This window comes from Alistipes sp. UBA1686, assembly GCF_002320215.1.
Taxonomy (GTDB): domain Bacteria; phylum Bacteroidota; class Bacteroidia; order Bacteroidales; family Rikenellaceae; genus Alistipes; species Alistipes onderdonkii.
Map to the genome: position 1 here is coordinate 162,140 of NZ_DCKA01000013.1, position 20,213 is coordinate 182,352.

General features: G+C 59.2%; 16 protein-coding genes. 1 reads left to right on the plus strand and 15 read right to left on the minus strand.

The features are described from left to right. The 7 genes from B3C38_RS05170 to B3C38_RS05200 form a co-directional block, all read right to left on the minus strand. Positions 1-1,050, minus strand: a complete 1,050-nt coding sequence (locus B3C38_RS05170; protein ID WP_022333352.1) for a hypothetical protein — start codon at positions 1,048-1,050, stop codon at positions 1-3. Between the two features lie 13 nt (positions 1,051-1,063). Further along, a complete protein-coding gene (locus B3C38_RS05175) occupies positions 1,064-1,903 on the minus strand; it encodes a hypothetical protein (RefSeq protein ID WP_022333353.1) in 840 nt (279 codons plus the stop codon). 23 nt (positions 1,904-1,926) lie between these two features. Continuing rightward, positions 1,927-4,080 carry a DUF4493 domain-containing protein gene (locus B3C38_RS05180; RefSeq protein WP_286726017.1) on the minus strand — a complete coding sequence of 718 codons (2,154 nt, stop codon included), beginning with the start codon at positions 4,078-4,080 and terminating at the stop codon, positions 1,927-1,929. Positions 4,081-4,092: 12 nt separating this feature from the next. Continuing rightward, complete coding sequence (locus tag B3C38_RS05185; protein ID WP_130065071.1) at positions 4,093-5,814, minus strand: DUF4493 domain-containing protein; 1,722 nt, start codon at positions 5,812-5,814, stop codon at positions 4,093-4,095. 14 nt (positions 5,815-5,828) lie between these two features. Continuing rightward, positions 5,829-6,629 carry a DUF4493 domain-containing protein gene (locus B3C38_RS05190; protein WP_286726020.1) on the minus strand — a complete coding sequence of 267 codons (801 nt, stop codon included), beginning with the start codon at positions 6,627-6,629 and terminating at the stop codon, positions 5,829-5,831. A 454-nt stretch (positions 6,630-7,083) separates the two neighbouring features. Then, positions 7,084-9,468 carry a PCMD domain-containing protein gene (locus B3C38_RS05195; RefSeq protein ID WP_286726023.1) on the minus strand — a complete coding sequence of 795 codons (2,385 nt, stop codon included), beginning with the start codon at positions 9,466-9,468 and terminating at the stop codon, positions 7,084-7,086. Between the two features lie 396 nt (positions 9,469-9,864). Further along, on the minus strand, positions 9,865-11,991 hold the full coding sequence (locus B3C38_RS05200) for an alpha/beta hydrolase family protein (protein WP_286726026.1): 2,127 nt from the start codon (positions 11,989-11,991) through the stop codon (positions 9,865-9,867). Positions 11,992-12,067: 76 nt separating this feature from the next. Between B3C38_RS05200 and B3C38_RS05205 the strand changes: the two genes are divergently transcribed. Beyond that, the gene (locus tag B3C38_RS05205) at positions 12,068-12,670 is read left to right on the plus strand and encodes an NUDIX hydrolase (RefSeq protein ID WP_022333362.1); all 603 of its coding nucleotides are present in this window, start codon (positions 12,068-12,070) and stop codon (positions 12,668-12,670) included. 186 nt (positions 12,671-12,856) lie between these two features. Here B3C38_RS05205 and B3C38_RS05210 read toward each other — a convergent pair whose 3' ends face one another. The 8 genes from B3C38_RS05210 to B3C38_RS05245 form a co-directional block, all read right to left on the minus strand. After that, positions 12,857-14,227, minus strand: a complete 1,371-nt coding sequence (locus B3C38_RS05210; protein ID WP_286726028.1) for an FAD-dependent oxidoreductase — start codon at positions 14,225-14,227, stop codon at positions 12,857-12,859. Positions 14,228-14,376: 149 nt separating this feature from the next. Then, on the minus strand, positions 14,377-14,529 hold the full coding sequence (locus tag B3C38_RS05215) for a hypothetical protein (protein ID WP_022333364.1): 153 nt from the start codon (positions 14,527-14,529) through the stop codon (positions 14,377-14,379). 115 nt (positions 14,530-14,644) lie between these two features. Continuing rightward, positions 14,645-16,225 carry a MutS-related protein gene (locus B3C38_RS05220; protein ID WP_022333365.1) on the minus strand — a complete coding sequence of 527 codons (1,581 nt, stop codon included), beginning with the start codon at positions 16,223-16,225 and terminating at the stop codon, positions 14,645-14,647. Positions 16,226-16,460: 235 nt separating this feature from the next. Further along, positions 16,461-16,877, minus strand: coding sequence for a polyketide cyclase (locus B3C38_RS05225; RefSeq protein ID WP_018695165.1), 417 nt, complete (start codon positions 16,875-16,877; stop codon positions 16,461-16,463). A gap of 98 nt (positions 16,878-16,975) precedes the next feature. Continuing rightward, positions 16,976-17,554, minus strand: a complete 579-nt coding sequence (locus tag B3C38_RS05230; protein WP_286726035.1) for a beta-1,6-N-acetylglucosaminyltransferase — start codon at positions 17,552-17,554, stop codon at positions 16,976-16,978. Beyond that, entirely contained in the window at positions 17,473-17,859 is a 387-nt protein-coding gene (locus tag B3C38_RS05235; RefSeq protein ID WP_286726038.1) for a beta-1,6-N-acetylglucosaminyltransferase, read from the minus strand. The genes B3C38_RS05230 and B3C38_RS05235 overlap by 82 nt, the downstream gene beginning before the upstream one ends. A gap of 33 nt (positions 17,860-17,892) precedes the next feature. Next, the gene (tsaE, locus tag B3C38_RS05240) at positions 17,893-18,309 is read right to left on the minus strand and encodes a tRNA (adenosine(37)-N6)-threonylcarbamoyltransferase complex ATPase subunit type 1 TsaE (RefSeq protein WP_018695169.1); all 417 of its coding nucleotides are present in this window, start codon (positions 18,307-18,309) and stop codon (positions 17,893-17,895) included. Position 18,310: 1 nt separating this feature from the next. Next, positions 18,311-19,861 (minus strand): response regulator, encoded by a 1,551-nt coding sequence (locus B3C38_RS05245; RefSeq protein ID WP_055202573.1) that lies wholly within the window; start codon positions 19,859-19,861, stop codon positions 18,311-18,313. Positions 19,862-20,213 lie beyond the last annotated feature (352 nt).

Here is a 20,213-nt window from a genome sequence, read left to right on the forward strand (position 1 = left end):
TTACTGCTTTTTCTTGTCCCACAAATGTATCGTCATACCGAAGTTGATGGCCGCGATATTGAGCCGGAAACGCATGTTCGAAGCCTTGCGCGAACCGATCTTGTTGCCGTCGGCATCCTTCTGGGTGATGCTCGTATACTGTATGCCGCCCAGCCCGAACGAAATCGTCGCACAGACGTTGGGGAAGATGTATACGGCAGCTCCCGGGTTGAACGCCAGCTTTACCTGCGTTTTGTCGTTGTAGGTGCGGTTGGGTGCGCCTCCTTCGTTATGATCCGGGTCGTATGCGAAGCTCGAATGTCCCGTCGAGAGCGCCAGCTCGAACTCGGCGAAGAGCCCGAAGCGTCCTTTGGGGTCGAGCCCCGCATAAGAACGGTGGAAAATGCCGAATGAGTATTCGTCGCTCGAAAGATCGACGTAGGGGAGCTGCCCCGAGAGGTCGTTGCCCTCGCCCGCATCGAAATAGGTGTTGTCGAGCGTGCCGCCCATGTGGCTGTATCCGAAACGGATGCCGATACAGTTGTTATCGCGGTAGAAATAACCGACGAAGGGTTTTACCGTTGCGATCGTGGCATCCGCATCGATGTTGTCGAAGATGAGCATGAGGTCGGTGTCGTCGCTCGAAACCGTACCGTAGGAGGCCGTAAGACCCATCATCACTTCTCCCTTGTAGGCGAATTTGAGTTTGTTGATCTCGCGGTCGATGCGGCGGCGCGTGGGCAGGAAACGCTCCACCTGGGGGCGCTTGTGCTTTTCGGCCGGCATGGCTGCGGGCATCGTCGCCGGGGAGGCCGCCAGGGCACCGAGGGTACCCGCTGCGGCTGCGGTGTCCGTTTCTGCGGCGAGTCCCGAAGTTGTTTCCGCCGTGGCTTCGGTGCCCGTTCCGGGGGTGTCCGAAGTTTCCGGGGGCACGGTGTCCTCGTTGCCGGAGGGGGTTTCTTCGACTGCGGCCGTAGCGGCCCGCTGCACCGCGGGGAGGGCTTGTCCCGTCTCCGCTGCGGCGCCGAGCGTGATGAATACCGATAAAATGGAAAGTATGATTCGTTTCATGTGCGTGCCGTGTTTAGAGATAGAATGCCATGCCGAGCCCTATCGAGAAGATATTGACTTTGAAGTTCATCATGCTGGCGTCGCGCTTGCCGACCGTCACCTGGTTGTGTACCTGTTTGGTGTGGCTGTAACTGATGCCCATCACGCCGACGTTGACCTCGACGGCCATGTTGTTCGTGGCGAAGGCGATGATACCCGGCGAGATACCCAGCGAGAAGGTATAGCCCGTCTGGTAGGTGCCCTTCACCGGGGAGTCCTTGGCAAAGCGTGCCTGTGTGCCGCCGCCCGAGAGCTGCATCTCGTTGAAGAGCGCGAAACGCTTGTTGCGGCCCAGCGGGATGTACTGGCGCCAGATCATGGCCACCGAATAGCTCTGTTGCAGCGAATAGCAGTCGTTCAGCTCGAAGTTCAGGTCGGAATCCTCGCCGCCCAAGTTGAGGTCGGCCTTGTCCAGCTTGAGCAGCGAGCGCGAATAGATGAAACGGCCTCCGAGCGCCATGTTGTCGCGGAAGGCATAGGCGATCATCGGGCTGACCTTGAACGTGTAGCCCTTCGATTCGATGCCCTCGACGACCAGGAACCTGTACGTATCGTTCGAGTGGGTCGAGTAGGAGGCCGTTCCTCCGAAGATCCATTGCCCGCGCGGGACGAAGAGGTTGTGTTTGTCTGTAAGGCCGCGCTGGCGCCGCATTTCGTTGACGGTCTGAGGATGCTCCTCGTGCAGCATACAGCTCGTGCTGTCGGCCTGCGGGGCGAGGGACGCCGCGGCGTCCGTCTGTTGTGCACGGCTCTCCGGCGCCGTGCCTGCCAGAAGCAGGAGTGCCAGGAGCGTACTGGTGGTTATCTTGCGCATTGTCGTGCGTTTGCGTTTAATCGTTAATATACCCATTCGAAATCGTCGACGTACATCACGTTGGTGGTGCAGGCATCCATGTAATCCCCGTATGCACTGGTGGAACAGGATACGACGATATTGTACTTCCCATCGGGAGCGGCGGCCGTGTCCTGGTAATAGTTTATCGGCAATATAACTTCTACCATTTCATCGCCCTGGGTCGTTTCTTCGATGAATTTGGAGGCATACCCGATGATGGGGCCGTTGGCCGCTTCGGTTTGTGTCTCCGGATCCCAGGTGCCCGTCGGGGCTTTTGTCCCGGCAAATACTTTCTGTTGGGCCGTCCAGTCCACGATGCAGACGAATATCCGGGCCTTGTCCATTTCGCCGACGGGAATTTTCCCGCCATGGAGATTGTAGTTGACTTCCCCGATCGTAGCGTGGTATTTGAACCTGACGGCTCTCGGGCGGGCGTTGTAAGCGAACTTTTTGCCGAAAGAGACGTTGCCGCCCATCCCGCCGAGAACCTGGATGGCGAAGTCTCCCGTGAATAGGTTGCCCGGTGCGGGAACCTTGGCCAGCGTATTATATGTCGCGGACAATTTGGCACAGTATGTCCCGACGCGTCCCGGCATGGCCTCGTCACGGGTACAGAGTTCCTTGGCGAACGGGTTGTAGCCGCTGCCCCAGAAGGTATAGTTGGTGCCGGAGCCCGGGAATTGCTGGGCGCTTCTCCACGATTCCAGGCTTCCGTCGGTCATGGGAGCGCCCTCGTCGGCCGTGAACCGGCCGCTGAGTTCCTTCGAGCCGACCGTCGCTTTGTAGTCGTACGTATTGCCTGCCGATATGCCGGTGCCCTTTTTGAGACGCGAATAGGGCAGTACCGTGGCCGGAGTGCTCCAGTCCGCCGTGGTTTTCTCTTCCCACTGGGGCGCATAGGTCGCCGTGATGAAATCGTTGCCCTGCGATGTCCCTGCCATCGGCTGCCACTCGCCGCCGCTGCTGCGCAGGCCGAATTGCACGGTGGTGCCGGGCGTGAAAGAAACCACGCGCAGCGTGACCGTATTGGCCCACAGGTCGTAGTCGTCCGCCGTTACGGGAACCAGCCCCTCCAGGCGGTAGGTCGTAGCGACCTCCGAGGAACCGCCGTTGGCGTCCTCGATGCGGAGCGTCACTTTCTGGTCGCCGGCCTGGCACGAAGCGAAGAACGCATCGGAGAGCGTCAGCCGGACGTTGTATTTGTCGACCGGTTCGAGGGAGATGCCCTCGGTCGTGCCGTTGAGCGCGTCGTAGCTCTTGTCGCCTACCGAAACCGTGAACCGGGTCAGTTCCGAGAAGGCCAGGATCCGGTATTTCTTCTCCCCGGAAACGTATTTCTGGATTTCGGCGATGTCGAACCCTTCGCTGATGACGGCCGGATCGGGGCTGAAGATGATTTCGTCGTCCTTGTCGTCGGTACCGGGGTCGACGCTGATCAGCACACAGTCGATATAACCGGGCAGATCGGGCGAATATTTGAACGTGAGGGTATACTTGCCGCCGGCTTTGACATTGGGGATGTAATCTTCCATTTCCACGTTCTTACCCTCGACATGCGTTCCGCGGAAGAGCCAGGCCAACGACGTCATGCCTGCGGGCAGGGTGTAATAACCCGTCCCTTCGGCCGTGAACCTGAGCGCCGGGACGCTGCCCGCTTCGGCGGCTTGCTCGTCGACCTTTTCCCCGCCGGCGATCCATACGGAATAGCCGGGGGCGAGGTTCTGGAGGATCGAATCGTCGAATTTCACCTCTACGACGGTGTTCACGATTTGGCAGACGACCGCAACGTTTGTGGTTTCGCCGGGTTTGACGGTGAACGTCTCCTCGCCCTTGTATAACCGTTTCGTGAAATCGGCGGGGGCTTCCTCTCCGGCTTCGACCGCTACGTGGTAGGTGCCGGCCAACAGTTCCAACCGTTCAGGGAGCGCTTCTTTCGAGGTGTATTTGCGCAGCAGGCCGCCCTCGTCGTTGTAGATGTAGACGGTCTGGTGCTGCAACGGGTCGTATTCGCCGGTGTCGGCTGTCTGCCGGGTCGAGACCGTCATCGCCATGACGCCCGTGCGATTGTCGCTGCCCGCGGCGGAGTCGTCTTTCGAGCAGGCCGCGCCGAGGAGCACCGCGAGCAGTACGGCAAAATATGAGATATATCGTTTCATTATCGGTCGGCTTTAGTGGACGATGAGTTTGACAGTCTTGTGTGTCAGTACATTATCGTTGTCCGTCACGTCGAGGACGAAATTATGCTCGCCCGGGATTTCCAGCAGTATCTCGACGAATTTGGTGATCGAGAAGGTCACCGACGTTCGGTTCTTTACCTGCTCGTTGATCGGGAACCCGAATTCGCCGTGCAGGACTTCGACCAGTTCGTCGGGGATGTCGCAGATGTCGAATTTCTCCGGCAGGTTGATCACCGGCAGCAGCGGCCTCAGCGTTTCGGAGTCGATCGTCACGAAGAACGACTTGATGCCTTTGTCGGCCTCGATGTCGATGTCGATCACCATGTCCTTCTGCACTTCGTATTGCTGGTCGATGTCGTAGCCGCGCCACGTGATCCGGGGGCCCGTCTGCCCCGAGCTTTTATCGACTACGAGCGTCAGTACGGCTTCGGACGAGACGCCTTTTGCATCGGTCATCGTGAAGGCGAAGGTGTGCGTACCGTCGAATTCATAGAGCGCCCTGATCTGCCCTGCGATGTTGAAACTCTTGGCCGTCTGTCCTTTGAGCTCGCTGCCTACGGGGTAGCCGAAGCCCTTGAGGATAATCCCTGCCGCCGAAGATGCGTCGAGGGCGCAGAGGTCGAATGTTTGGGGCAACTGGATGGCGGACATCGACGCCAGGAACTGGCTGTTGGTGGAGCCGACGGTCACTTGCAGCGATTCGATGCCGTTGGGCGAGGAGAGGTCGAATGCGAACGGTTCGATGCAGTTCCCTTCCGCGTCGAACATGGCGTCGGTCAGCGTGAAGGGCTGCGTCATGTCGTGCCCGGGCCAGGTGAGCGCCGGGGCGTTGGGGTCTTCGAGGAGCTCTTCCCCGAGGTTTTCCGTACCGTCGACGACGAACTTGTTGTCCTGGAGGATGCTGTTGTCGACTTTGACCGAGAAGAGGATGTTGCCCTTGTCGGCGTAGCCGATTACGACCGAAACCTTGCGCCACTGCCCGGCCTTGACCCCGGTGATCTGCTTGCTGAATTTAGCGGGGACACCGGTGTCGGCGAAGGTGCCGTCGAATGCGAAGTTCAGGGTGTTTTCCAGGGCCAGCGGTTTGAAATAGGCCGCCCGGGTCTCGGTTTTGGAGAAATCCAGGCTGGTATCGCCCAGCGATACGGTGGCCTTGCTGGTGTCGGCAAGCATGTCGGCCAGCTCGGGCGAATATTCCACCGAGACCTTGATGTTCTGCAGGGTGCAGACCACCTCTTCGGGCGAGGTCGTCTGTGCCTTGGTGATCGTAAAGTCGCTCGTCGCACCGTAGACGGGGTGTTCCCAGTCCGCGCCGGGCATCGTGTCTTCCGAACGGACTTCCATGCGGTAGACGCCCACCTTCAGTTCCATCGGCGTCTTGAGCTGCTCCTTGAGCTCGGCATAGGTCATTTCGAGTACCTGCGCGTTGTCGGCGTCGAGGATCTCCACGATAAAGCTGTCCACGTCGGGAGCCGTGGCGCGCGTCCCGGATGCGGTGCGTGCGGCCTGCGTCTCATCCGACGTGTCGTCGGGACGGATTTCGGTTTCGTCGTAGACGACCGTCATCGAGAGGTTGCCGATCGACAGATAGCCGGTCATCCCGGCGGGCTCGGGGTTCGGATCCTCCTTGTACGGGGGCTCTTCGTTTACACAGCCGGTTGCGAAGAGTGCCGCAACCGCTAACATCGTGAGAAATTTGGTAAATGTTTTCATATCTTTCCCTGTTTTTATTTCTTTTCGGTATCGTCGATGGCTCCCTCGTTGACCTCGCAGTCGAGCGTCCGGGTATCAGTGTAACTGTCGCCGAGTGTGATGGTCAGCGTGGCGCTGCCCGCGTTTTTTGCATCGTAGGTGATGATGTGGCAGGTGCGCGGCGTCGTGGCGTCGAGCGTCTGGGCGGAGAAAGTCACTTCGGGGCCTTCCCCCGTGCCCGTCGGGCTCTGGCGGCGTGCCGTGCCGGTCACCGTGAGCCGCGTGCCGCCCTTGACGAACACCGGTTCGTCGGCAGGGTCGCTGCCGGGCGTGAAGGCGAATTCATTGCCCGAGGCCGTCGTCACGGTGAACCTGGCGTCGTGGAAATAGGCGAGGAACTGCTCCGTGGCGCGGATTACCACCTGCGAATTGGCCACCGTGGCGGTCAGGTCTGCATTTACCGTGCGCCGGGGAAGCACTTCGATCTTTTGTTCGGCATAATAGTAAGGTTTGCCGGCTCCTTCCGCATCGGGGTCGCCGTGGGCGATCGCGACGGTGTAGGCGCCCATCCGGAAGACGGTTTGGCTCTGCTCGAACTCGGTGAGTGTATCCCATTTCTGCGTGCCCGTTTCGCCCGTTACCGTGAGCGAGAAAGCCCCGGCTGCGGGCGCTTCGGGCGTGCCTGAAGCCTCGGCCGAAGCCGTGTCGATCGACGTGTCGGCCGTGCAGTTGACGGACAGGGTGCCGTATCCCGTCGCTTCCGTGTCGTTTTCCGTGGAGCATCCGGCGGCCAGCAGGCCCGCCGATGCCAATAGACATATAAGTTGTTTTTTCATAACAGTCCGGATCGTTCGGTAAAAGATGTTGTTGGGATTGTCGGTTGTCTCGTGCGCTGCCGGGAGGACGGCGGAATGTGCCCCAGCACCGCCGGTCGGATTACCGGTATGTGAAATCTCCCGAGGCGGTTGCATGAGGCCGGATGTCCGGGATTTTATGCGCATGGGTACGAGTTTTTTATTGGCAATGTGCAAAAATAGCCATGCGGCGCGTATCTTGGAAATAAATTCAACGAACGTGCGGTTTTTCATCACGAACACCCTGTCCGGCGAGCATGCCCGTATCTCGTTTTCGCCTTTCACAACACCCGATGCACCCGATGGCCGCTGTGTCGCTTGTCCGTCGGTTGCGCGACGGCCTGCCGTGGCAGTCCCTCCCCGCAAGAAAAAACCTCCCTGCGATTGCAGGGAGGTCGGGGATAAAGGCCTTTGGCCTTCCGGATATTCCGGCGGGTTAGTATACCCACTGGAAATCTTTGACTGAAAGGGTATTTACGGTTCCATTCAGATAGTCGCCATAACGGCTTGTTGAACAGGATATGATAATCGTGTATTTCCCATTCGGTGCCGGGGCATTTTTGTCATAGTAAGTAAGAGGAATGCTCAATAATTGATCCGCACTCTTATCCTCTTCGAGATAGACAACGCCGTATGCAATTAACCCTGTTTTTTCGGTTTCACTCAATCCGTCCAGTGTTTCAGGGTTCCATACTCCGCTCGGTGATGCATTGTTTCCTGATGTTACATTGTGCCTTGCATCCCAATTGACAATGCATACCATAATGCTTGCCTGGTCATGTCCTGACGTAAGTTCATTGGCATGACTCCACTTTGTATAAAAGTCGGAACCGAAAGAGGTTTTGTATGTCAATTCGAGTGCGGTAGGTCGGGCTGTGTAGGTGTATGGCTGCCCGAACCCGACTGTCCCGTAAGAACTCGCGCCTAAAACTCCAGATTTGGTGAATGTAAATGTCCCTGTAAACAAGTTGCCAGGAGCCAGAACCTTTATGAAACCGAGGTTGAGTCCCGAGGCCGTCATTACCGTATAGGGAGTAGCGAAAGAGCAGAGAGTTTTAGTTCCATTGGTCATTTCATTATTGCCGCTTCCCCAGAATGTCGTACTGGTATTTTCCGAAGTGTAGCATGCAAGCGAGTTATCTGCAAGGGTCGGTATTGTGTTTCCTGACTTTTTTTGGAATTCTCCCGATATTACCTGCTGGGTATTTTGGGCATCCGTGTATATAAGTTGGTATTCATAGTCGTTTCCGGCAAAAACACCTGTCGTATTGTCAACCGTATAGGTCATCTTGCCCGATGCATTGGCTGTTCCCTCAGACCATACAGGTTCAATCGTCCAAATGCCATTTCCACTGTCCGAAGCATCTTTCCAATCCGTTGTGCCTTTTATGCGGTACTGCACTTTGACGTTGGTCGCATCCGACGGGACATCGGTCACAGTAAACGTCGCCGTATTAGTCCATAAGTCAGCGTCGTTATTGTATGTAATAGGTGTCGGAATTTGGAACGTCAGTTTTTGTACGGTTTTCTGCCCGGCCAAATCTGTAACTTGGACTTCAAAGATATGCGTACTGCCAGGTGCAGCGCCTAATTTTACCAGTGGGACAAGGTTGGTAATATTAAAAATTGTAGATTTTTTGTATTGAATCTCTGATGTGCAGGCCAGCCCAAGATCTTTGAATTCGATTGCTCCTAAAATAGACGTTTCGTTGAAAAGGTCAAGGGTCGTGATGCCCATATCATTGTTGAGATAATCGGACGTTATATTTACCGAAAGGCCGGCAATTCCTCCCGGGACATTGATTGTTACGGCCGCAGAATAATTGAGGCTCATTCCACTTTCATCGGTGGTAATGTAATGCACTTGGTCGATTGTTTTCCCGTCTTCCTCCGGCCATACGAGCGACGGGGCGTCGATGGGGGCGAACTGCAGGTCGGAGACCGCTTTCGTATAGAGCGTTCCGGCTTTGAAGGCTTCGGTGCGGTTGACCGTGACCGTAGCCATCTGGTTGTCGGAGCCGATTACGTCGAGCGTCAGCGTGGGGTAGAGGTCGGCCGGGACGTTGAAGAAGGCTTCGACCTTGTCGGCGCTCGCCCCATCGGGCGTGTATTGCAGTGCGATGACGTTCGACTGGTCGGTTGTGCTGAGGGTGGCAGCCGTTTCGGCACCTCCGTTCTCGAGGGCGAAATCGAGGCTCGAGGCCGAAAGCTTTTGGGTTTCCCCGCCGGCGGTCAGCAGCAGGTATTTCACCTTGTCGGCCTGCGTGGCGATGGAGAAATCGAGGATCGACGTGAGGCGGTGCAGCGTGAAAGCGACGGGGTTGCCGTCCACTTTGCCCGCCTCGTCGGCTGCGCCGTATGCCTGGGGAGTAGCGACCAGCGCGTCGTAGGCGCTGTTGAAATCGTTGCCCGTCTGCGTACGCAGGTTCCCGAACGGGAGGTTGGCCGTGGTACCTGTGACCTGCGCGTGGGGGAAGAACGCATAGTAATTGCCGCCGCCCGCTACGAAATCGTTGAGCGAACCTTCGAATGCGGCCGAGGCGGTGTTGTAGTCGAACTTAGCGGCTGTGGCGGGTGCCGTGCCGCCGGTTTTGACCGGCAGGATGCCCAGGGCGTCGCCGGCTTCCCATTCGGCCGTGAAGACGCTTTCGCCGACATTGATGTTGGCGCGGGTGCCGTCGTTTTCGGCGACATTGGCATAGACTTTAATAAGCGAACCGTTGCTGGTTTCCGGAGTGGCATTCGCCTCGTCGAACTTGTTGCAGCCGGCCAGCGATACGAGGGCGGCTGCACAGAAGAGCGGTTTAAGAATTTTTTTCATGGCGCTGCGGTGTTAGGCTTCGTCGGATTCGCTCATGAAGCTGTCGTCATAGGACATCGGACTAACAGGCCCGCTTGGATTTGATGTGGCAAACCCCTTTTCAGTCGTAATCTCGATTACTTCGATGGTAGGGACAGAGTACTTCCCCCCCCCTTGTTTGGCTAATTCAATTCCCATGATATGCAATAGTTTAAAGTTACGTAACAAAAGTAGATTCGCGTAGCCGTAAATGAAAATAAATTCAATGAACCGGAGGATTTTTCCAATGAATCAGCCGATTTGAGGGATGGCGGCCGGACTGAAATGATAAGATGAAAAACGTAAAAGTATGTACGGTGGACAAAAAAGGCCATCCGGGAAATCCGGATGGCCTTGTGACGAGGGTGCCCCTGTCTGTTATTTCACGTATTTGTCGAGCCAGCCGAAGAATTCGCGGGTCCAGACGAGCGAGTTCTGGGGTCTGAAGACCTGGTGCGCCTCGTTTTCGAATTCCACCAACCGCGCCGGGATGCCGCGCACGCGGGCTGCCGTGAAGGCTTCGAGCGACTGCGTGTAGGGGATGCGGAAATCGTACTCGCCCGTGAAGATCAGGATCGGCGTGTCCCATTTGCCGACGAATTTGTGCGGCGAATTGGCGTAGGAGCGCTGTGCGACCTGGTTCGACTGATCCCAGTAGGGGCCTCCGTAGTCGTTGTTGATGAAGAACAGCTCTTCGGTCTCACCGTACATCGACTCGAAGTTGAAGATGCCGCAGTGGGCGATGAACGCCTTGAAACGCTTTTCGTGGCAGCCGGCCAGGAAGAATACCGAGTAACCGCCGTACGATGCCCCGACGCAGCCCATGCGGGTTTCGTCGGCCCACGGCTCCCCGGCCACGTCGTCGATGGCCGAGAGGTAGTCGCGGATGTTCTGCCCCGCGTAGTCGCCCGATATCTGGTCGAGCCACTCCTGCCCGAACGAGGGCAGGCCGCGGCGGTTGGGCGCCACGACGACGTAGCCCTGCGCGGCCATCAGCTGGAAATTCCAGCGGTAGCTCCAGAACTGCGACACGACGCTTTGCGGGCCGCCCTGGCAGTAAAGCAGGATGGGGTACTTCTTGTCCGGGTTGAAATCGGGCGGCAGGATCACCCACGTCAGCATCTGCTTGCCGTCGGTGGTCTTGACCCAGCGTTTCTGCACCTCGCCCATCCTGATGTTGTCGTAAATCGGTTTGTTGATGGCCGAAAGCTGCGTCAGCGTGCCGTCGGCGGGGTCGACGCCGAAGAACTCGGTGGCCATCGAGATCGTGCACATTTCGGCGACGATCCTATCGCCGGCCATCGAGAAGGCGTTGATGTCGTGGTCGCCGCGGGTTACCACCTCGACCTCGCCTACCGAGGGGGAGATGCGGCAGAGCTGGTGCGTCGCCTCGATCGGCGCGATGAACCAGATGCGGTCGTTGCCCTCCCAGACGACGTTCATGGCGTTGTAGTCGAAATCCTCCGTCAGATCCTGCATCTCACCCGTCCGGCAGTCGTAGAGGAACAGGCGTGCCTTGTCCGACTCGTTGCCTGCGCGACGCTGTGAAAGGAAGGCGATTTTCGTGTCGTCGGGCGACCATACGGGGTATTTGTCGTAACCGGCCATGACGGCCTTGTCGCTTGCGACGGGCTCCCCGGTATTGACATTGACCGGCTTGCAGATGTTCTGCGTCACGCCGCTTTCGAGCACATAGACGAAGATGTCCGAGTCGGTCGAAACGGCGTATTCTGTGCCGGTGAGCGGCTTGCAGGTATAGGCCAGCATCGTTCCGGCGTTGTTCCAGGCGATTTCGGCCATGTCGAAATAGGGCGCCAGCGGGGCGTCCCACTGTGCATCGGGCATGATGTCCGTGCCTCCCGTCACGAGGCCCTTGCCCAGTTCGCCGATGAAGATATGGCGGTAGGAGCCTTCGTCCCAGTAGTCCCAGTGGCGGGCCATCAGGTCGTCGTAGATGCGGGCCTTCGACTTGTCCATGTCCTTGTATACGTCCGACGATTTGCGCCGCGCCGTCTGCACGGCCTGTACCCACCAGATGTGCTTTTCATCGGGGCTGACACCGAATCCTTCGACGTCGGGGACACCCTCGCCCCCGCCGCTGCCCGTAACCTGGGTCGCGTCGCCGCCAGCGGCGTTCATCCGCCACACCTGCATCGAGCCGCTGCGATCCGACAGGAAATAGATTTTCCGCCCGTCGGCACTCCACTTGGGATCGGCGTTGTTCGACGCCGTGTCGGTAAGGCGCGTCACGGCGCCCGATGCCATATCCTGCACCCAGATGGTCGTCACGCCGCGGTTTTGGGCCATGTTGTAGTCGGTTTGCGCATAGAGGAGCGTCTTGCCGTCGGGCGAGAGCGACGAGGAGCCTGCACGGCTCATTTTCCACATCACCTCGGGGGTGAGCCTGCCTGCGGCGATTTCGTCGGCCGTCAGGGCGTTGTCGATCGTAAGCGGTTGCGGGCGCCTGTCGTCGCATGCGCCCAGTCCCACAGCTGCAATAGCCATAAAAAGGAGTAATTTTTTCATTTTGGTCGGGGTTTCTTCTATATTATTCGTATTTTCGCGTTCAAATCGAGCCAGCATGGACTATACCGTATATTTTGCAGATAAAGCCGTGGTTTTCACTGCGAAGACCCCTGGCGAGGGATGGTATGCCGTGACGCCCGCACCGGACGGCGGCATATCACGAGCGAAGGTAACGAAAATTCTCGAATCGTACAACAAGGCGGCTGTCGTCACGCCCGATCCCGGGGCGGCGTTCGGGGCCTTTGCCGCGGAGTTCGCGCTTATAGAGGCGGCGGGCGGCGTGGTGGTCAACGATTGCGGCCAATGGCTGATGATCCGCCGCAACGGCCGCTGGGACTTGCCCAAGGGGCACCTCGAATGCGGCGAGCGGATCGAGGAGTGCGCGGCCCGCGAGATCGAGGAGGAGACGGGTGTCCGCGCCGGGGTGGTGCGACCCCTGTGCGATACGCTGCATGCCTATTATTTCCCCAAGACCGAACGCTGGGAGCTGAAACGCACCCACTGGTACGAGCTGCATACGGCATCCTGTGCCCGGCTTGTGCCTCAGGCCGAAGAGGGGATTGAGCAGGTGGTGTGGTGTACGCCCGCGGAGGTCACCCGCAACCTGCGGGATGCTTTCCCGACGATCCGCTGCGTGGTGGCGGCGATGGGAAAGTAGCGCGGCGGCGATCATAGGGGTTGGGGTGACGCCGGGTCGTTCCGGCCGTCTTTTCTGGCCGGCGTAACCGGTGTGTTTCCCCGCCCTCCCCCGTGGCTTTCTCTTCGGAGCCTTCCCCTGACCTTCCCCAGATCTTTTCCCTGATACTTATCCGGCGATGCCCGGCGGAGCCCGTACCGGTTCCCGTCAGGCGAACAGGTCGTTGAGCGATTCGCTCATGCTCGGATGGGTGTAGATCGAATTGCTCAGGTCGTGTGCCGTGACGCCGTGCTTCATGGCTGTGGCGACGGTGTTGATGACTTCGCCCGATTCGGCTCCGAAGAGCGTGCACCCCAGTATCTCGTCGGTCTTGGCGTCGATGACGGCTTTGAGCACACCCTCCGTCGAACCCAGTATCCGCGAACGCGGGAATGCCGCGACGGCGATCCTGTTGACGCGGATGTCGCGCCCGGCCTTGCGTGCCTCCTCTTCGTGCATGCCCACATGCGAGAGCGTCGGTTCGATGAAGACCGAATAGGGAACGGGGCCCCGGTTGGCCGTGGTGCGGGCTCCGTCGCCCAGCAGCACGTCGCGTATGATCCGGAAGTCGTCCAGCGAAACATAGGTGAATTGCAGCCCGCCCGTCACGTCGCCTGCGGCTAAGACACGGGGAGCCGTCGTGCGCAGGTGTGCGTCGACCCTGACGGCACCCCGGTCGTCGGTTTCGATCCCGGCGGCCTCGAGGTTCAGCCCTGCGGTGGCGGGGCGGCGTCCCGTGGCGAGCAGCACGGCGTCCCCGTCGATTTCGTATTTTCCGCCTGTCTGTGTGTCGGCCACGGCGACCCTGACGCCCCCGGCGGTGTCGCTCACCGATTCGACCCGCGCGCCTATGCGGAATTCGATGCCCTTTTTTTCCAGCGCCTCCCGTACGGCGGCCGCAATGTCGCGGTCTTCGCGCGGGATCAGCTCCGCGAACCCTTCGAGCACGGTGACTTTCGATCCGAATGAGGCGTACATCGAGGCGAATTCCAGCCCGATGTATCCGCCGCCCACGATTACCAGGTGCTGCGGAAGCTCTTCGAGCTCCATGATCGAGGTGCTGGTATAGACCCGCCTGCTCTGCGCGATGCCTTCGATGGGCGGGATTACCGTCTCGGCGCCGGTGTTGATGACGATGTATTTGCCGCCGATCTGCTGCGTCCCTTGGGCGGTTTTCACGGCGACGGTTTCCGGGGAGGCGAAACTGCCTTCGCCCGTGTAGACGTCGATGCGGGCGTTGTCGGCCAGCTTGTGGTAATTCTTGTCCCGCAACAGGTCGACCAGCGCCGTTTTCGAGGCGACGGACTCCCTGTAATAGTCCCGCCGCTGCCCGAAGGTCAGCGGGTGCCCTGCGGCTGCGAGCCCGGCACTGTGGATCAGGGCTTTGGTCGGTATGCAGCCGATGTTGATACAGGTTCCCCCGTACATTTTGTCCGAGCGTTCGACCATCGCGACGCTCCAATCGTGTGCGGCCAGTTCGGCGGCGAGGGTCTTGCCCGCTTTGCCGAAGCCGATGATGACGGCATCATATTGTTTCATAACTTTCCCTGTTTTAAGTTTCCCGGTGGCATGTGGCCTTCTCCGGCTCATTGTTCCCGTAGTGCAAATATCGGGGTTTTATGCCGTCGGGGAAATGGCCGCACTGCCGGATGTGTTGGCAATAATTCCCGTTCGCGGGTTGCGGGGCGTTATTCGCCTGCAGGGGACTCGAACCGCAGCCGTGCGGTGTCCTTGTATTTGCGGGAAATTTCGATTTCCTGTCCGCCGACGTTGACCCGCGAGGGGTGGTATTCGCCGACGTTGCTGGCCGGCGGTTTCAAGGTGTCTTTTATCTCGGTCATGTACGGAATGCTGATTTACGGGGCGTCGCTGGTTATCCGGATGCTCCAGAAACCGAAAATCTGAAGCAGGAGCGCCGACCCTCCGAGGCCGGCGCTCCTGCCCGTGGTTTGGCCGTCATTCCGGTTTTTTCAGCAGCCGTTCCTGCACCGCATAAGCTTCGGCGATCAGCTCGGGCGGATAGTCGTACAGTTCCAGAATGCGGATTGCGTTGCGGGTCGTCAGCGGCCCCGTGTGCAGCTGGTAGTCGAAGACCAGCTGCCCGTCGACCACCTCTTCGCGGAAGTGGTGCAGTTCGTAGCCGTCGCTGTCGAGCAACTCCGCCAGCTCGATGTCGTGCGTCGATACCAGCACGATGTGCGGGCCACGGTTGAGGTGTGAGAGGACGGCTTTCCCGGCGGCGATGCGTTCGGTCGTGTTCGTCCCCTTGAACAATTCGTCGAGGGCGAACAGGCAGGGGGCGGAATCCTGTGCCGCTTCGAGGAAGCGTTTGACGGTCAGCACCTCCTGCAGGTAGTAGCTCGTGCCTTCGGCGATGTCGTCCGAAATGCGGATCGAGCTCAGCAGCCGCATGTACGGTGCCGTATAAGAGACGGCGAAGCATATGTCGAGGGTCTCGGCCGTCAGGGCGTTGAGCACCAGCGTGCGGATGAAGGTCGTCTTGCCCGACATGTTGGAGCCGGTGAGCAGCAGCCCCGTGCCGTCGAGGACGAGCGTATTGGGCACGCAGCCGTCGATGAGCGGATGTACGACCTGCTCGGCTTTCAGGTATTTCCCGTCGACGAACTGAGGGCGGCAGGTCTGGGTTTCGCTGCGCAGGCGTGCGACGGAGATTGCGGCATCGGTCTCCCCGATGAAGCGGAACATGCCGTGGATCGCATCGCGCCGGGCCGTGATGCTGCCGATAAAGCGCTGGAAGAGGATCACCTCGATATTGAAGGCGACTTTGGCCAGTTCGATGAAAAGCCATGCGATGGCGGCCAGCTCGTTTGCCGAGTCGCCCTGCGTCCCGACCACGCGGCTGCGGCGTTCGACCTCGGCGACCTGCCGGATTTGTCCGGTGGCCTCCTCCGTGCCGGGCACCTCTTCGACAGCCAGTTCCCGGGCTGTGCGCAATGCCAGCGAAAGTTGTTTTACGGCCGAGCCATAAAGCGAGACGTTGAGTTTGTTGCTGTAATGGATATAGAGGTTCACGGCGAAGATAGCCATGAACAGCAGCAGCGACAGCGGGTAGAACGGAGCGGCGAGCAGCGTCGCCACGGCGAGCAGGGTGAGCGGGTATACCCAGGCGAAATAACGGACTTTGGCCGGCGTGTCGAAAATCAGGCTTTGCAGCCCGTAGGCATCCTCGTCGGTGAGCCGGGAGAGGGACTTGGTACAACTGGCCGCAAGTTCCCCGTTTCGGGAGAAACAGTCCGTGCTGCGGCCGAAAGCCGCGGCATCCTCCTCTCCCCGGAGCGTGCGCATGCGGGCATAAAGGCATTGCTGCCCGACTTTCGAGGTCGTGCGGTCGATGCGCTCGAATACGGCGTTGAGGTCGAGGTCGGCCGTGGTTTCGGCGTCGATCGTGTGGCAGGTGTCCTCCGCCGGGCAGTTGTAGAAATAGCGGCTGATCAGGTCGAAGTCGCACGGCGGGCGCTCTCCGGCGGGAGGCGCCGAAGGCCGGAAAAGGGCTGATAGATAACTTGTCGGTTTCATAATCGCGTGCGTTTATAGGTTTTCGTGTGCGCGTTGCGCCGACGAATGCTTGCGTGATCCTTGCCTGAACCTGCGGTACGGCGTCATACCGCCTTTGGCTGCGTATCCCCGGCCTGTGCCGCAAACATCTCTCCCTGCCCGGAATCATCGCCTCGGAATTATCATCCCGGGGCATCGTGTCTGCGGAACCGTGCCCGATGTTCCGGTTCGGTGCCGGACTTCGTCCGCCGTTTGTTCAGACCTGCGGGGCGGCGTTCATCGCCCGGGCGATCCCCTCGGCGATCTGATCCAGCGCCCCCTGCAGCTTGTTGCCGATCATCATCTTCATCATCATGTTCAGGTCGATGCGCAGCACCAGCCGCAGGCGGGTGTCCGCGGCGGAGACTTCCTGCAACTGGATCCAGAATGCGAAATCCATCGGTACGCCCCCGTCGTCGCCGACGACCTTGACGTATTTGCCCGGCTCGCGCTCCTCCATGCGGAGTTTCACGGTGAAGCCTTTGGCCTTGAACGAACAACTGTCCTCGGTAGCCTGCCACTCCTCGACCTTGTCGGCAAGGGCGGGCGTGAGGTTGTCGAAACGGCTGATGACCGCGTAAATCTGTTCCGCGGGACGCAAAACCTGTTGTTGCTTGGAGATATATTCTTGCATTGCGTGTGTAAAACTTGTATGAAATGTGTTTCAGAAATCGGATGCGGTTTCGGGCGCTGTAAAGATAGCGTTTTTTTGCGTGACGCGCAAAACCGGCACTATTCCGGCCGGGGAAAGAAGGCCGCCCGGTAGCGGGCGATGTCCAGGTCGTCGGCGATCTTGCGGGCGAAGAGGTACGGAACTTCCGCCGCCGTGTCCCGTGCCTGCAGCAGCCGGGGCAGGTCGTCGGTGCCGAATGTTTCCGGATGGGGCGCCCCTTCTCCGACCCATCGGGTGAAGACGAGGGGACGGCGCGTATTCGCACCGGCGAATTCGGAAATGCCCATCAGGGTCTGGAAAAAGATCTCATCGCCGCAGTGCGAGTGTCTGAATGCGCGGATATAATCGGGGTGGGTGCGCAGATAATCGAACACAAAATCCCGGAAGCGGTCGGTGACGACGATCCAGTTGGAACCCTTTTCGAGCGGCGGCAATGTCCTGAAATAGGGGTTGTCCCCGGGGCGCAGCCGTTTGTAGAGCCTTTTGCGGAAATAGCCCGGCAGGCGCCCGATCCAATCGTTCCTGTCGGGGTAGTGGCACCACTGCATCTTCTGCGTCAGCTCGGTGATGTGCAGTTCGGGCTGCATGTCCGCGAACTGCCGCGGGTAGCACGCTTCGAGGAAATCGTGTATCTGCACGCAGGGCGTAGCGGCAGGGTGTCGCCCGAGAGAATGGCGATGTAGCGGTAGTCGCCGTTACAGGTGGCCCGGAGCAGTTTGAGCATGCAGTCGATCTGGCCGTACTCGCCCCAGTAGACCTTGCTGCGCGGGTGGATGAAACGTGCCAGGGGACGCAGCGGCGCAAAATCCCGGATGTCGGATTTCGCATCGACATGGATGAAAATATCCGCTTCGGGGTGCTGCAACTGTCGGCACAACTCCTGCAGGACAGGGGTGTATTTATGGCATTCGATGCAGAATGCGATGCGGAAACCGTCTGCCATAGTCGTAGTGTCGCGGGGCGTTTTGGCCGGGCTTCAGTCGATTTCGAACGTGCGTGCCGTGTCGCTGTCGACGGTGATGCGCACCGTCATCACGTTCTCGGGCAGGAGCTGCTCGATCTTTTCTGGCCATTCGACCAGACAGAGGTCGCCCGAGAAAAAATACTCTTCGTAACCGAAATCATAGGCTTCGCGGATGTCGTTGATCCGGTAGAAATCGAAATGATGGATACGGCGGTTGCCCTTGCCCTTGTACTGGTTCACGATGGCGAACGTAGGACTGGTTACGGTGTCCGTGGCGCCCAGTTGGGCTGCGATCTCGCGGATCAGCGTGGTTTTGCCCGCGCCCATTTCTCCGCGCAGTGCGACTACCGTGCGGCGGCCGAGTGCTTCGATGACCGCCTCGGCGACGTCCGGCAGTTCGTCCTGCGAGGTGATGTGGATCGTTTTCATATTACTGCTTGGGTTTTAAGACGATATAAGGCACGATCATTTCTTCCATCGAGATGCCGCCGTGCTGGAACGTGTTGCGGTAATAGCGGATGTGGCGGTTCGCATCGTTGTTGTAGACCAGAAAATCCGAATTGTAGGCGAAGATATAGCTCGACGTGAGGTTGCTCGACGGCAGCTGTACGTCCTCGGGTTTCAGGATCTCGTAGACGTCGCGCGAGTTGTAGGCCAGGTTGCGCCCCGTCTTGTAGCGCAGGTTGGCCGAGGTCTCGCGGTCGCCCGTCACCTTGACGGGGTTGTCCACGCGGATGGTGCCGTGGTCGGAGGTGATCACGACCGTGTGCCCCCGCTCCGAGAGGAGCTTGAGGATGGTGTAGAGGTCGGAGTGCTCGAACCACGAGCGCGTCAGCGACCGGAATGCCGCGTCGTCCTCGGTCAGCTCGCGGATGATGTCGGTCTCGGTACGGGCGTGCGAGAGGATGTCGAGGAAGTTGTAGATGATCACCGAGAAATCGGCGTCGTACACTTTTTGTATATTGTCGACCAGCCTGCGGCCCTGTTCGGGGCGCACGAGCTTGTCGAACGAGAATTTCCAGTTCTTCCCGTTCTGGGCCATCAGCCGCTTGAGGAACTCCTCCTCGTACTGGTTCTTGCCGCCTTCCTCGTTGTCGTTGAGCCATTTGTTGGGCATCAGCTTGTCGATGGCCAGCGGCATCAGGCCGGCGAAGACGGCGTTGCGGGCGTATTGCGTCGCCGTGGGGAGGATGGCGCAGTAGAAATCGTCGAGCGCCACGTCGTAGTAGCCCCGCAACAGCGAGGAGATCGACCGCCACTGGTCGTAGCGGAAGTTGTCGATCAGCAGCAGCGTGGTCTTCGGGTTCTCGTCCGCCACCGGGAAGATGTTGGTGCGCATGAGCGTGTGTGACATCACGGGGGTGTCGTCCGAGCGCTTGTTGATCCAGTTGTAGTAGTTGCGGCGTACGAACTTGCAGAATTCCTGGTTCGCCTCGGTCTTCTGGTAGGTGAGCACCTCCTTGATGCCCTGGTCGGTGGATTCCGAAAGCTCGACCTCCCAGTTGGTGAGCTTGCGGTAGAGCGAGCACCAGTCCGAAAAGGTCTCGGCCATCTGCAGCGACGAGGAGATACGCCCGAATTCCGACCGGTAGTCGGCCGTGGTCTGCTCGGTGACGAGCTGCTGTTGGTGGACGTTCTTCTTGATCGAGAGCAGCACCTGGTTGGGGTTGACGGGCTTGATGAGGTAGTCGGCGATCTTCGAACCCACGGCCTTGTCCATGATGTTCTCCTCCTCGCTCTTGGTCACCATGATGACGGGCGTGGTGGGGCGCACCTCCTTGATCTTGGGGAGGGTCTCGAGTCCCGTCATGCCGGGCATCATCTCGTCGAGGATTATCAGGTCGTAGGCGCCTTCGGCCGCCATGTCGATCGCGTCGTAGCCGTTGTTGCAGGTGTCGACTTCGTAGCCTTTCTGTTTGAGGAACAGGACGTGGGGCTTCAAGAGTTCGACCTCGTCGTCCACCCAGAGTATTTTGACCATACGGTTATCGGATTTTAGTTCGCAAAATTAGTTATTTTATTATCAAACGCAAAAACCGGGCGTTTATTGGGTCGGCGGGATATTATCCGCGGTTCCGGGGCGTAAATCGCCTCCGGGACGGCTTGCAGCGGCGTGCCGGAGAGCTCTTCCCCGGGAATCGGTGCTCGAACCCGGGCGGGGCGAGGATGCCGTCCCCTCCGCCGCCCGTGTGGAGGGCTGCATGCCGGATGCCGGCGGGCGCGGGCGGGCAGCCGCACCGGCATCCGGGAGGGGCTTGGCCGTGCCGGGACTCTTCGGGCGCAATGATGCCCGGAAAAGGCTCCTCCCGTTTCGGCGGGTTTGTGGCTAATAT

Excerpts from the sequence above, each read along its gene's own strand:
- B3C38_RS05170 (WP_022333352.1), bottom strand. The coding sequence starts at position 1,050 with ATGAAACGAATCATACTTTCCATTTTATCGGTATTCATCACGCTCGGC.
- B3C38_RS05175 (WP_022333353.1), bottom strand. The coding sequence starts at position 1,903 with ATGCGCAAGATAACCACCAGTACGCTCCTGGCACTCCTGCTTCTGGCA.
- B3C38_RS05180 (WP_286726017.1), bottom strand. The coding sequence starts at position 4,080 with ATGAAACGATATATCTCATATTTTGCCGTACTGCTCGCGGTGCTCCTC.
- B3C38_RS05185 (WP_130065071.1), bottom strand. The coding sequence starts at position 5,814 with ATGAAAACATTTACCAAATTTCTCACGATGTTAGCGGTTGCGGCACTC.
- B3C38_RS05190 (WP_286726020.1), bottom strand. The coding sequence starts at position 6,629 with ATGAAAAAACAACTTATATGTCTATTGGCATCGGCGGGCCTGCTGGCC.
- B3C38_RS05195 (WP_286726023.1), bottom strand. The coding sequence starts at position 9,468 with ATGAAAAAAATTCTTAAACCGCTCTTCTGTGCAGCCGCCCTCGTATCG.
- B3C38_RS05200 (WP_286726026.1), bottom strand. The coding sequence starts at position 11,991 with ATGGCTATTGCAGCTGTGGGACTGGGCGCATGCGACGACAGGCGCCCG.
- B3C38_RS05205 (WP_022333362.1), top strand. The coding sequence starts at position 12,068 with ATGGACTATACCGTATATTTTGCAGATAAAGCCGTGGTTTTCACTGCG.
- B3C38_RS05210 (WP_286726028.1), bottom strand. The coding sequence starts at position 14,227 with ATGAAACAATATGATGCCGTCATCATCGGCTTCGGCAAAGCGGGCAAG.
- B3C38_RS05215 (WP_022333364.1), bottom strand. The coding sequence starts at position 14,529 with ATGACCGAGATAAAAGACACCTTGAAACCGCCGGCCAGCAACGTCGGC.
- B3C38_RS05220 (WP_022333365.1), bottom strand. The coding sequence starts at position 16,225 with ATGAAACCGACAAGTTATCTATCAGCCCTTTTCCGGCCTTCGGCGCCT.
- B3C38_RS05225 (WP_018695165.1), bottom strand. The coding sequence starts at position 16,877 with ATGCAAGAATATATCTCCAAGCAACAACAGGTTTTGCGTCCCGCGGAA.
- B3C38_RS05235 (WP_286726038.1), bottom strand. The coding sequence starts at position 17,859 with ATGGCAGACGGTTTCCGCATCGCATTCTGCATCGAATGCCATAAATAC.
- tsaE (WP_018695169.1), bottom strand. The coding sequence starts at position 18,309 with ATGAAAACGATCCACATCACCTCGCAGGACGAACTGCCGGACGTCGCC.
- B3C38_RS05245 (WP_055202573.1), bottom strand. The coding sequence starts at position 19,861 with ATGGTCAAAATACTCTGGGTGGACGACGAGGTCGAACTCTTGAAGCCC.